General features: G+C 75.0%; 9 protein-coding genes. 8 read left to right on the plus strand and 1 reads right to left on the minus strand.

What is annotated here, in order from left to right:
- Window positions 1-49: 49 nt before the first annotated feature.
- The 7 genes from FHX36_RS19745 (at window position 50) to FHX36_RS19775 (ending at window position 10,295) form a co-directional block, all read left to right on the plus strand.
- Window positions 50-1,567 (plus strand): peptidase M16 family protein, encoded by a 1,518-nt coding sequence (locus tag FHX36_RS19745; protein WP_146251530.1) that lies wholly within the window; start codon window positions 50-52, stop codon window positions 1,565-1,567.
- A 52-nt stretch (window positions 1,568-1,619) separates the two neighbouring features.
- Complete coding sequence (locus FHX36_RS19750; protein ID WP_110551135.1) at window positions 1,620-2,771, plus strand: glutamate--cysteine ligase; 1,152 nt, start codon at window positions 1,620-1,622, stop codon at window positions 2,769-2,771.
- A complete protein-coding gene (locus FHX36_RS19755) occupies window positions 2,768-4,021 on the plus strand; it encodes an amidohydrolase (RefSeq protein ID WP_258372615.1) in 1,254 nt (417 codons plus the stop codon). The genes FHX36_RS19750 and FHX36_RS19755 overlap by 4 nt, the downstream gene beginning before the upstream one ends.
- 37 nt (window positions 4,022-4,058) lie before the next feature.
- Window positions 4,059-5,951 (plus strand): methylmalonyl-CoA mutase family protein, encoded by a 1,893-nt coding sequence (locus FHX36_RS19760; protein WP_110551137.1) that lies wholly within the window; start codon window positions 4,059-4,061, stop codon window positions 5,949-5,951.
- Complete coding sequence (gene scpA / locus FHX36_RS19765) at window positions 5,948-8,158, plus strand: methylmalonyl-CoA mutase (protein WP_110551138.1); 2,211 nt, start codon at window positions 5,948-5,950, stop codon at window positions 8,156-8,158. The genes FHX36_RS19760 and scpA overlap by 4 nt, the downstream gene beginning before the upstream one ends.
- Before the next feature lie 64 nt (window positions 8,159-8,222).
- Window positions 8,223-9,251 (plus strand): methylmalonyl Co-A mutase-associated GTPase MeaB, encoded by a 1,029-nt coding sequence (gene meaB / locus FHX36_RS19770; RefSeq protein WP_110551145.1) that lies wholly within the window; start codon window positions 8,223-8,225, stop codon window positions 9,249-9,251.
- A gap of 324 nt (window positions 9,252-9,575) precedes the next feature.
- Window positions 9,576-10,295: a PDDEXK family nuclease gene (locus FHX36_RS19775; RefSeq protein ID WP_183514050.1), complete on the plus strand. Its 720-nt coding sequence runs from the start codon at window positions 9,576-9,578 to the stop codon at window positions 10,293-10,295.
- Between the two features lie 94 nt (window positions 10,296-10,389).
- Here FHX36_RS19775 and FHX36_RS19780 read toward each other — a convergent pair whose 3' ends face one another.
- A complete protein-coding gene (locus tag FHX36_RS19780) occupies window positions 10,390-10,848 on the minus strand; it encodes a gamma-glutamylcyclotransferase family protein (protein ID WP_110551140.1) in 459 nt (152 codons plus the stop codon).
- A gap of 119 nt (window positions 10,849-10,967) precedes the next feature.
- Here FHX36_RS19780 and FHX36_RS19785 point away from each other — a divergent pair, with 119 nt between their 5' ends.
- On the plus strand, window positions 10,968-12,377 hold the full coding sequence (locus tag FHX36_RS19785; protein WP_110551141.1) for an NAD(P)H-quinone dehydrogenase: 1,410 nt from the start codon (window positions 10,968-10,970) through the stop codon (window positions 12,375-12,377).
- Window positions 12,378-12,454 lie beyond the last annotated feature (77 nt).

Raw genomic sequence — 12,454 nt, forward strand, 5'->3', positions numbered from 1 at the left:
GCCGAAAGTAGCCCAGCGCCGGTGCGGCCCAGCGCTCAACACCGGGGTGGTGGCTGCCGACAACGACGGCATGGAGCGCACCGACGTCGACGGCGTCCCGGTCTTCGCCGCCCCCGGCCCCGAGCGGATCACCGCCGGCCTGGTCTTCGGCGTGGGCTTCCGGGACGAGACCTTCGCGACCCGCGAGGTCAGCCACCTGATCGAGCACCTGGCGATGGGCGCGCTGCCCAAGTCGCACCTCAAGTGCAACGCCACCACCGACGTCGACTCCACGACCTTCTTCGCCACCGGCCGCCCCGAGGCGGTGCGCGACTTCCTCGAGGGCGTCTGCCGGGCGCTGTCGGACCTCCCGCTGGAGCGGATGGCGATGGAGGTCGGCGTGCTGCAGGCGGAGAGCTGCAGCACCGGCTACAGCACCGCGGCCTCGATGTGGGCCGCCCGCTACGCGCTCACCGGGCCGGGGCTCGCCGTGACCGACGGCCCGGGCCCGGACTGCCTGACCCCCGAGGTGGTCCGGGCGCACGCGGCCCGCTGGTTCGTCCGGGAGAACGCCGCCCTCTGGTGCCACGGTGAGCTGCCCGCGGGGCTGCGGCTGCCACTGCCCGGCGGCGCGGTGCCGGTGCGGGTCCGCCCGGTGCCCCGACCCCAGCAGGGGCCGGTGTGGACCAAGGGCGAGGCGCCCGGCGTCGGCCTGCTGCTCGCCGACGAGCGGCCCTACGACATCGCCCTGCGGATGGGCGTCGAGGTGCTGAGCGAGCGGCTGCGCGACGTCGCCCGGCACGCGCGCGGGCTGAGCTACCACGTGGCGGGCACCGGCCTGGACGTCACGCCCGAGCGCCGCGAGCTGGCGGTGTGGGTCGACGCCCGCGAGGGCCAGGAGGCCCCGGTGGCCGGGATCGTGTGGCAGCAGTTCTCCACGCTGTGCCAGGACGGCCCGACCGCCGAGGAGCTGGCGCACGCGCTGGCCGGCTTCGAGGAGGACGTGGACAGCGAGCCCGACGCCGTGGTCGCCTCCGACCTCGCCGACGCCGCCCTGTGCGCGGTCACCGGGATGCGCCCGTTCCCGGTGGCCGAGGCCCTCGCGGCCTGGCGGGCGGTCACGCCGGCCGACGTCGTCGCCTCGCTGCGGACGGCGTGGGCCAGCGCCCTGCTGTACGTGCCCGAGTGGGCGCACTACGCCGGTCCGGCCGGTCCGGTCGAGCGGCGGTACACCTGCAACGTCGTCCCGGGGCTGCCGGCGGGCACCGTCTTCCAGCCGCCGGCGGTCAGCCGCGCGCTCAAGCGGCAGGTGCGGCTCACCGTGGTCGTCAACGACGCGGTGCTGGCGCACTCCGACGCGGACGGCGACGTGCACTGCATCCCGTGGGACGCCGTCGAGGCGGTGGCCCCGATCGACGAGTCCCGCGGGGTCGTCGTGGTCGGCCGGAACCTGTGCTCGATCGTCGTCCACCCGGAGGTGTACGGGAAGAAGACCGCCGAGCGGATCGTCGAGGCCATCCGCGGCCACGTGCCGGCCGAGCGCTGGCTGCAGCGCCGGCCCGCGCCGACCCTCGCCCCGGTCGGCTGAGCCGCAGGTCACCGCCCGGCGGGTGATCGCGACCCTCCCTAGACTCCTCAGGGTGCAGATCCCCTTCCACTCCTCGGAGCGCGCCAGCCTGGGTGTCGAGTGGGAGCTCCAGCTCGTCGACCCGCAGACCCGTGAGCTGACCTCCGGGGCGACCGAGATCCTGGCCGAGATCACCCCGGCCGGGCTCGACGAGCACCCCAAGGCCAAGCACGAGCTGCTGCAGTCGACCGTCGAGATCATCACCGGCGTCTGCACCACGGTCGCCGAGGCGAAGGCCGACCTGGCCGCCACCCTCGACGAGGTCGTCGCGGCCGCCGCGCGCCGCGGGCTCGGGGTGATGTGCGCCGGCAGCCACCCGTTCACCCGGTGGGACTCGCAGGAGGTCTCGCCCAAGGAGCGCTACGCCCAGCTGGTCGAGCGGATGCAGTGGCTGGCCCGCCGGCTGCAGATCTTCGGGGTGCACGTGCACGTCGGCGTCCGGGCGCCGGAGAAGGCGATCCCGATCGTCAACGCGCTGGCCCAGTACCTGCCGCACTTCCTCGCGCTCTCGGCGTCGTCGCCCTTCTGGGCCGGCTGCGACACCGGGCTGGCCTCGGCCCGCACCAAGGTCTTCGAGGGCATGCCCACCGGGGGGCTGCCGCACCAGCTCGCCGACTGGGCCGAGTTCGAGGAGTACATGGAGACGCTCATCCGGGCCGGGGCGATCGAGAGCGTCCGCGAGGTCTGGTGGGACGTCCGGCCGCACCCGGACTTCGGCACCGTCGAGCTGCGGGTCTGCGACGGGCTGCCCACGCTCGACGAGATCGGCGTGGTCGCCGCGCTGGCCCAGTGCCTGGTCGAGCAGTTCGACGGCCAGCTCGACCGCGGCTACACGCTGCCCATGCCGGCCGAGTGGGTGCTGCGGGAGAACAAGTGGCGCGCCGTCCGCTACGGGCTGGACGCCGACATCGTGGTGGACGAGAAGGGCACCGTGCGCCCGGTGCGCGAGTCGATCGCCGAGCTCGTCGAGGAGCTCATGCCGGTGGCCCGGCGGCTGGGCTGTGAGGCCGAGCTGGCCGACGCCCACCGGCTGCTCGCCGCCGGCGCCTCCTACCAGCGGCAGCGCGCGGTGGCGGCCGCCCACGGCGGTGACCTGCGCCCGGTCGTCGACAGCCTGCTCGCCGAGCTGCGCGACGGCCTGCCCGGGCGGGCACCCGGGGCGTGAGCGGCGACGGGGAGGACGAGATGACGACGGGGTTGATGACCGAGGACGACCCCGGCCGGGCCGTGGACGGGTGGTCGCGGGCCCACCACGCCGAGCTGGTGGAGGTGCGGCGGCACCTGCACGCCCACCCGGAGCTGGGCTTCGCCGAGCACGAGACCACCGCCTACCTGGAGCAGCGGCTCACCGCCGCCGGGCTGCGGCCGCGACGGCTGAAGGTGGGCACCGGGCTGGTCTGCGACGTCGGCGGCGACGTCGACGGCCCGGTCGTGGTGCTGCGCGCCGACATCGACGCGCTGCCGCTGACCGACCTCAAGGACGTCCCGTACGCCTCGACCCGGGACGGGCTGTGCCACGCCTGCGGGCACGACGTGCACACCACCGTGCTGCTGGGCGTCGCCCTGGCGCTGGCCTCGCTGGACTCGCTGCCCGGCACCGTCCGCTGCGTCTTCCAGCCCGCCGAGGAGCAGGTGCCCGGCGGTGGCCTGGAGGTCGTCGACGAGGGCGTGCTCGCCGGTGCGACGCGGGCCTTCGCGCTGCACTGCGACCCCTCGCTGCAGGCCGGCAAGGTGGGGCTGCGCACCGGCTCGATCACCGCGGCCTGCGACCGGGTCGAGGTCACCCTGACCGGCCCGGGCGGGCACACCGCCCGGCCGCAGCTCACCGTCGACCTGGTGCACGCCCTCGGCCTGGTCGTCACCGAGGTGCCCGGGCTGCTGTCCCGGCTGGTCGACCCCCGGTCCAGCCTCTCGCTGGTGTGGGGCGCGGTCAGCGCGGGCGTCGCGGCGAACACCATCCCGGAGACCGGCCAGCTGCGCGGCACGCTGCGGGTGCTCGACCGGTCGGTGTGGAACGAGGCCGAGGACCTGGTCCGGCGGCTGGTCACCGAGGTCGCCGAGACCGCCGGGGCGTCGGTGTCCATCGAGTACGTGCGCGGGGTGCCGCCGGTGGTCAACGACCCGCGCAGCGTCGCGCTGCTGCGGTCGGCCGCGCTGGAGACCGTGGGCAGCGAGGGCGTCGCGCTCTCGCCGCAGAGCATGGGCGGGGAGGACTTCGGCTGGTTCGCCGAGGTGCTGCCGATCGCGCTGGCCCGGCTGGGCACGCACGGCTCCGGCGACCCGCTGGACCTGCACCGGGGCACCTTCGACGTCGACGAGCGCGCGATCGGCGTGGGCGTGCGGCTGATGGCCAGGACAGCGCTGCACGCGCTGGCGGCCGACGCCGCCGTACCCGCCGGTAACGTGCCGCGGTAGACGCGCTCCACAGGCACTGAGAGGCGGGGACCCGACGATGCGTTCCACCGGCCAGCAGACCGCCGCACCCGAGGGCGGGCCACCGGCCGAGCCGGAGGCCCCCGAGCTGCTCGAGCTCGCCGGGGAGTTCCCGGCCGCCAGCCGCGCCCAGTGGCGCGACCTGGTGGCCGGCGTGCTGCGCAAGGCCGGCCGCGACCAGCTGCCCGACCCGGTCGAGGACGCGCTGCGGCGCACGGTGGCCACCGGCGTCAGCGTGGCCCCGCTGTACACCGCCGAGGACGCCGGCGACCTCCCCGCGCTCGCCGGGGTGCCCGGCCTGCCGCCGTTCACCCGCGGCTCCCGGGCCGGTGCGGCCGGGGTGACCGCGGCCGGCGGTGCGGACACCGAGGTGCCCGGCGGCTGGGACGTCCGGCAGCGGCACGCCGACCCGGACGTCGCGCTGACCCGGGAGGCGATCGCCGCCGACCTGGAGAACGGCGTCTCCTCGCTGTGGCTGGTGGTCGGCGAGGGCGCGGTGCCGGTCGGGTCGCTGGGCGAAGTGCTCGCCGACGTCTACCTGGACCTGGCGCCGCTGACCCTCTCCGGGGGTGCGCCCGCCGCGGAGGCGTTCCTCGCGCTGGTCGAGGGCCGCACCGACCTCGCCTCCGGCGGGTGCCTGGGGCTGGACCCGCTGGGCGTGCACGCCACCACCGGCCAGGCCCAGGACCTCGACGGGCTGGCCGACCTCGCGCGCCGTGCGCCCGACGGCTGGCGCACCGTCGTCGTCGACGGCACCGTCTTCGCCGACGCGGGTGCCTCGGCGGTGGAGGAGCTCGGCTGCGCGGTCGCCGCGGGGGTCGCCTACCTGCGGGCGCTCACCGCCCAGGGCCTCACCGTCGACGAGGCCCTCGGCCAGCTGGAGTTCCGGTTCTCCGCCTCCGCGGACCAGTTCACCACCATCGCCGCGCTGCGGGCCGCCCGCCGGGTCTGGGACCGGGTGGCCGACGCCAGCGGCGGCGCACCGGCGGCCCGCGCGATGCGCCAGCACGCGGTCACCTCCTCGGTGATGACCAGCCGGCACGACCCGTGGGTGAACATGCTGCGGACCACGGTGGCCTGCTTCGCCGCCGGGGTGGGCGGCGCCGACGTCGTCACCGTGCAGCCCTTCGACGCCGCGCTCGGCCTGCCCGACGCCTTCGCCCGCCGGATCGCCCGCAACACCCAGAGCCTGCTGGTCGAGGAGGGGCACCTCGCGCGCGTGCTCGACCCGGCCGGTGGCTCCTGGTACGTCGAGTCGCTCACCGAGGACCTCGCCCGGGCTGCGTGGAGCTGGTTCACCGAGATCGAGCGCGCCGGCGGGCTGGCCGCGGCGCTGTCCAGCGGCCTGGTCGCCGAGCGGATCGGCGCGGCGTGGACCGAGCGCTCCCAGCGGCTGGCCACCCGCACCGACGCCCTCACCGGGGTCAGCGAGTTCCCCAACCCGGCCGAGGTGCTGCCCACCCGCCGGCCGGCCACCCCACCGCCGTCCGGCGGGCTGCCGCGGGTGCGCGCCGCCGCGGCGTTCGAGGAGCGGCGCGACGCCGTGGAGGCCGTGGACCCCCGGCCGCGGGTGTACCTGGCGACCCTCGGCCCCGTCTCCCGGCACACCGCCCGGTCCACCTTCGCCGCGAACACCTTCGGCGCCGGCGGGTTGCACACCCCGGCCGGCGACGGCGTCGCCGGCCTCGCGGACGCCGCGACCACGGTCGCCTGCATCTGCGGCACCGACCGCGACTACGCCGACTCCGCCGCGTCGCTGGCCGCCGAGCTGCGGGCGGCCGGCGCCACCGCGGTGTGGCTGGCCGGTCCGCCGTCGCTGGAGGTGGACGGCGTCGACGGGTACGTGTACGCCGGGTGTGACGCGCTCGCGGTGCTGGACCGCGTGCTCGAGCAGCTGGAGGTCACGGCGTGAGCACCATCCCCGACTTCGGCGGCCTCGAGCTCGACCCGCCGGCTCCCGCCGCGGGCCCCGAGCAGTGGGCGCAGGCGTACGAGCAGGCCACCGGCCGCAGCGTGGCCGAGGCGACCTGGGAGACCCCCGAGGGGATCGCCGTCCCGCCGCTGGCCACCCCGGCCGACCTGGCCGACGTCGACTTCCTGCACACCCTCCCGGGGATCGCGCCCTACCTGCGCGGGCCCTACCCGACGATGTACACGACCCAACCCTGGACGGTACGGCAGTACGCCGGGTTCTCGACCGCGGCGGAGTCCAACGCCTTCTACCGGCGCAACCTCGCCGCCGGGCAGAAGGGCCTGTCGGTCGCCTTCGACCTGCCCACCCACCGCGGCTACGACTCCGACCACCCGCGGGTGGTCGGAGACGTCGGGATGGCCGGGGTGGCGATCGACTCGATCCTGGACATGCGGCAGCTGTTCGACGGCATCCCGCTGGACCGGATGAGCGTCTCGATGACGATGAACGGCGCCGTCCTGCCGGTGCTGGCGCTCTACGTGGTCGCGGCCGAGGAGCAGGGGGTGAGCCCGGACCAGCTCACGGGGACGATCCAGAACGACATCCTCAAGGAGTTCATGGTCCGCAACACCTACATCTACCCGCCGAAGCCCTCGATGCAGATCATCAGCGACATCTTCGCGTTCACCTCGACGCAGATGCCGCGGTTCAACTCGATCTCGATCTCCGGCTACCACATCCAGGAGGCCGGGGCGACGGCCGACCTGGAGCTGGCCTACACGCTGGCCGACGGGGTGGAGTACCTGCAGGCGGGCAAGGCGGCGGGGCTGGACGTGGACGTGTTCGCGCCCCGGCTGAGCTTCTTCTGGGCCATCGGGATGAACTTCTTCATGGAGGTCGCCAAGCTGCGGGCCGGGCGGCTGCTGTGGGCCAAGCTGGTCAAGGAGGCCGGCGCGCACAAGGACAAGTCGATGTCGCTGCGCACCCACTGCCAGACCTCGGGCTGGTCGCTCACCGCGCAGGACGTCTACAACAACGTCGTCCGCACCTGCCTGGAGGCGATGGCCGCGACCCAGGGGCACACCCAGTCGCTGCACACCAACGCCCTGGACGAGGCGCTCGCGCTGCCGACCGACTTCTCCGCCCGGATCGCCCGCAACACCCAGCTGCTGCTCCAGCAGGAGTCGGGGACGACGCGGGTCATCGACCCGTGGGGCGGGTCGGCGTACGTGGAGAAGCTGACCTTCGACCTGGCCCGCCGCGCCTGGGCGCACATCCAGGAGGTCGCCGAGCACGGCGGCATGGCGCAGGCGATCGACGACGGCATCCCGAAGCTGCGCATCGAGGAGGCCGCCGCCCGCACCCAGGCGCGGATCGACTCCGGCCGGCAGCCGGTGATCGGCGTCAACAAGTACCGGGTGACCGCCGACGAGGCGGTCGAGGTGCTCCGGGTCGACAACGCCGACGTGCTCGCCCAGCAGAAGGCCAAGCTCGCCGAGCTGCGCGCCACCCGTGACGCCGGTGCGGTCGCCGAGTCGCTGCGCCGGCTCACCGACGCCGCCCGGGCCGCCGCCGAGGGCCGGCGGTCGAACGACCTCGACGCCAACCTGCTCAAGCTGGCCGTCGACGCGGCGCGGGCGAAGGCGACGGTGGGGGAGATCTCCGACGCGCTGGAGGAGGTCTACGGCCGGCACTCCGGGCAGGTGCGCACCATCTCCGGCGTGTACCGCGACGAGGCAGGGAAGGACGGCGCGGTGGCCGAGACCCGCGACATGGCGGCGGCGTTCGCCGAGGCGGAGGGCCGGCGGCCGCGGATCCTGGTGGCCAAGATGGGCCAGGACGGCCACGACCGCGGCCAGAAGGTGATCGCCACGGCCTTCGCCGACCTCGGGTTCGACGTCGACGTGGGCCCGCTGTTCCAGACCCCGGAGGAGGTGGCCCGGCAGGCGGTCGAGGCCGACGTGCACGTCGTGGGCGTCTCCTCCCTCGCCGCCGGCCACCTGACCCTGGTGCCGGCGCTGCGCGACGCGCTCGCCGCCCTCGGTGCCGACGACGTCCTGGTCGTGGTCGGCGGGGTGATCCCGCCCGACGACGTCCCGACGCTCGAGGAGATGGGCGCGGCCGCGGTGTTCCCGCCCGGCACGGTCATCTCCGAGGCCGCCCAGGACCTGCTGCGCACGCTGTCCCAGCGCCTCGGGCACGGCTGAGCGGACAGGGGAGTGAGCATCGCAGCGAGCGAGGAGCGGAGCGACCCGCGGGAGCGAGGGGATGATGGCGGCTCCTGACGTCGCCGGCCTGGCCGACGGCGTGCTGGCCGGTGAGCGGCGGGCGACGGCGCGGGCGATCACGCTGGTCGAGTCGCGCCGGGCCGACCACCGGGAGGCCGCCCAGGAGCTGCTGGTCGCGCTGCTGCCGCACACCGGGGCTGCTCGCCGGGTCGGCATCAGCGGGGTGCCCGGGGTGGGGAAGTCGACGTTCATCGACACCCTCGGGACGACGCTGACCGCGGCCGGCTCGCGGGTGGCGGTGCTCGCCGTCGACCCGTCGTCCGCGCGGTCGGGCGGGTCGATCCTGGGCGACAAGACCCGGATGGCCCGGCTGGCCGTCGACGACCGCGCGTTCATCCGGCCCGCGCCGACCGCCGGCACGCTGGGCGGGGTGGCCCAGGCGACCCGGGAGTCGATGGTCGTGGTGGAGGCGGCCGGCTACGACGTCGTCCTGGTGGAGACCGTCGGGGTCGGGCAGTCGGAGGTCACCGTCGCGGAGATGGTCGACTCGTTCCTCTTCCTGACCCTGGCGCGCACCGGCGACCAGCTGCAGGGCATCAAGCGCGGGATCCTGGAGATCGCCGACGTCATCGCGGTCAACAAGGCCGACGGCCCCGGCGAGGTCGACGCCCGCCGGGCGGCCCGCGAGCTGGCCGGGGCCATCCGGATGCTGCGCGGGCGCGGCGACTCGTGGGACGTCCCGGTGCTCACCTGCGCGGGGCTGACCGGCGACGGGCTGGACGCCGTCTGGGCCGCGCTGGTCGACCACCAGGACCGGATGCGGGCGTCGGGTGAGCTGGCCGAGCGGCGCCGGGGGCAGCAGGTTCGGTGGCTCTGGCAGCTGGTGCGCGACGGGCTGGAGCACCAGCTGCGCGCGCACCCCGCGGTGCGGGCGGCGACGCCGGAGCTGGAGGCCGCGGTGCTGGCGGGCGAGCTCACCCCTGCGCTGGCCGCCCGGCAGGTGCTGGACACGTTCCTCGGCGGCTCGGCGTCGTCCCCCTCTTCCTCTTCCTCCTCCTCCTCCTCCCCGTGATCATGGAGCTGGTGCAGCGACACCCCGTCGAGCACCGGTGGGTCGTCGACGCAGCTCGATGATCGTCGGGCGTCCCCAACCGCGGGCGTCGTCCACAGATCGCCCTCGGCCGCCCACCGGTGGCATCGACGGCCCCAGCCTCGGCCGGTGGACTTCAGCTTCTACCGGACGGTGGCCGCCCAGGGCGGCGTGTTCAGCACCGCACAGGCCCAGACGACCTGCTCGGACGCCGACATCCGGCGCCTCGTCGCGAACGGACGGTGGAGGCGGACGCGCTGGCGAGGGGTTCTGGCCGACGCGGAGTGCCCGCAGACGCCGGCGTTGGTGGTCCGCGCCGCTCTGCGCGCGGTCGGCGCGGACCTGGTGGCCTGCCACGGGACGGCGGCCGTGCTCCACGGCTTCGACGTGCTGGGCTCGGACACCGTGCACCTCCTCGGGCCCGCGTCGGTGGCCAACCGTTCGCGTCCCGGGATCCAGGTGCACCCCTCGGTGCAGGGCACGGACGACGCCCTGATGGTCGACGGCGTCTGGTGCACGCCACCCGCACGGACGGCGTGCGACGTGGTCCGCTCGAGCCCGCCCATCGACGGGCTGGCGGTGCTCGACGCTGCGTTGCGCCACGGTGCCTGCGGTGCGGCCGACCTGGTGGCCGCCGCCGAGGCGCAGGCCGGGCTGCGGGAGGTCGTCCGGCTCCGTGGGCTGGTGCCGCACGTCGACGGCCGGGCCGGGTCGCCGATGGAGTCACGGATGCGCTGGCGGTTCATCGACGGCGGGCTGCCCGCGCCGGAGGTCCAGGTCCGGGTGGCGGAGGGGCATCGGTGGCGCGAGATGGACACGGCCTGGCGCGCAGCACGGGTGGGCGCGGAGTTCGACGGGCTCGAGGCGCACATGACGGCGGAGCAACTCCGCGACGACCGGCGTCGGCACAACTGGCTCACCGAGCGCCGATGGACGCTGCTGCACTTCACGGCAGCCGACGTCTACCGCCGACCTGAGCTGATGGTGGCTGCGGCGTCCCGGGCGCTGCGCCTGCCGGCCCGCTGACGATCATGGAGCTCGACGGGCGACGCGCCGTTGCCGCACGGCGTGCCGCCGCCCCAGCCCCATGATCGTCGCGAGGGGGGCGGGGGACGACGGTTCAGTTGCCGATCGAGCGGCAGTCGCGGCGGCGCAGGTCGAGCAGGTAGTCGTCGGGCGCACCGGCGGCCTCGGCGGCGTCGGCGATCGTGCCCAGGTGCCGGGCCGAGGGCAGGCCGCCCTCGAAGGCGTCCAGCGCGTAGGCGAAGGCCACCACGTCGCCGGCCAGGGTGTGCACCCGCAGCCGCACCTTGCGGTACAGCCCGATGTCGACGCCCTCCCAGGCGTCCAGCGCCCGCTCGTCGGCCTCGGTCAGGTCGTAGAGGGCGACGAAGACGCCGGGCGAGGCGCCCTCGGCCGGCACCAGGGTGGCCAGCGCGCCCTCCCAGCCGAACTCCTCGGCGCCGAAGGTCAGCCGCCAGCCGGGGATCCAGCCGGTGCCGGCGAACGGGGAGGACGGGCAGCGCTGCAGCATCTGCGCGGGGTCCATGTTCGACCCGTACGCGGCGTAGAGGCCCATCCCCGGCAGCCTAGCGATCACGGGCGGCCCGGGCCCGTCCGCGTCGGTGGTCCGCACGCGGCCCGGGAGCAGGGACAATGGAGGAGCACACGCCCGACCAGCTCTGGAGACGAAGACCCATGACCCGCATCGTGATCATCGGCGGTGGCCCGGCCGGCTACGAGGCCGCGCTCGTCGCCGTCCAGCTCGGTGCGGACGTCACCGTGATCGAACGCGACGGCATCGGGGGCGCCAGCGTCCTCACCGACTGCGTCCCGTCCAAGACCTTCATCGCCTCCGCCGGCGCCATGACGTCGGTCCGCGACTCCGCCGTCCTCGGGCTGCGCGGCACCGACCTCGCCACCGTCGGGCTCGACCTGGCCGCGGTCAACCAGCGGATCAAGGGCCTGGCCGTGGCGCAGTCCGCCGACATCCACGCCCGGCTGGAGTCCGAGGGCGTCGCGATCATCGCCGGCCACGCGCGCCTCTCCGACGAGGTCCGCGGGCTGGCCGCGCACCGGGTCGAGGTGCTGGACGCCGACGGCGCGGTCGCCCAGGAGCTCGAGGGCGACGTCGTCCTCATCGCCACCGGCGCCGACCCGCGGGTGCTGCCCGGGGCCGAGCCCGACGGCGAGCGGATCCTCTCCTGGCGCGACGTCTACGACCTCGACGAGATGCCCGAGCACCTGGTCGTCGTCGGCTCCGGCGTCACCGGCGCCGAGTTCGCCTCCGGCTACCTGGAGGCCGGCGTCCCGGTGACCCTGGTCTCCTCACGCGACCAGGTGCTGCCCGGTGAGGACGCCGACGCGGCCGCGGTGGTCGAGGAGGTCTTCCAGTCCCGGGGCGGGCGGATCGCCGAGCGCGGCCGCGCGGAGAAGGTCATCCGCACCGAGAAGGGCGTGCGGGTCGAGCTGACCGACGGCCGGGTGGTCGAGGGCTCGCACGCGCTGATGACCGTGGGCACCGTGCCGAACACCGACGGCCTGAACCTGGAGGCCTGCGGGGTCGACGTCACCAAGGCCGGCCACATCGTCGTCGACCGCGTCTCCCGCACCACCGTGCCCGGCATCTACGCCGCCGGTGACGTGACCGGTGTCTTCCAGCTGGCCTCCGTGGCCGCGATGCAGGGGCGGATCGCGATGTGGCACGCCCTCGGCGAGGCGGTGGCGCCGATCCGGCTGAAGACGGTGGCCGCCAACGTCTTCACCCACCCGGAGATCGCCACCGTCGGCGTCCAGGAGGAGTCGCTGACCGAGGGCGCGGACGTCGAGGTCATCCGGCTGCCGCTGGCCACCAACGCCCGGGCGAAGATGGGCGACCTGCGCGACGGGTTCATCAAGCTCTACGCCCGCCGCTCGACCGACGTCGTCATCGGCGGTGTCGTGGTGGCCCCCGGGGCGTCGGAGCTGATCCTGCCGATCGCGCTCGCGGTCACCAAGGGGCTCACCGCCGGCGACCTGGCGCAGACCTTCGCGATCTACCCCTCGCTGTCCGGTTCGATCACCGAGGCCGGCCGCCGGCTGATGGGCATCGAGGACGAGCACAGCTGAACCCCGCCCGACGTGGCCGGTCTGTGACGGGGGAGGAGCAGGGGACGTGGTGAGGCACCCGGTCGGGTGACACCCGG

The organism is Modestobacter versicolor (genome assembly GCF_014195485.1).
Classification (GTDB): domain Bacteria; phylum Actinomycetota; class Actinomycetes; order Mycobacteriales; family Geodermatophilaceae; genus Modestobacter; species Modestobacter versicolor.

What these genes read in the sequence shown, in the direction of transcription:
- FHX36_RS19760 (WP_110551137.1), top strand. Translation starts at nt 4,059, where the DNA reads ATGCGTTCCACCGGCCAGCAGACCGCCGCACCCGAGGGCGGGCCACCG.
- meaB (WP_110551145.1), top strand. Translation starts at nt 8,223, where the DNA reads ATGGCGGCTCCTGACGTCGCCGGCCTGGCCGACGGCGTGCTGGCCGGT.
- FHX36_RS19780 (WP_110551140.1), bottom strand. Translation starts at nt 10,848, where the DNA reads ATGGGCCTCTACGCCGCGTACGGGTCGAACATGGACCCCGCGCAGATG.
- FHX36_RS19785 (WP_110551141.1), top strand. Translation starts at nt 10,968, where the DNA reads ATGACCCGCATCGTGATCATCGGCGGTGGCCCGGCCGGCTACGAGGCC.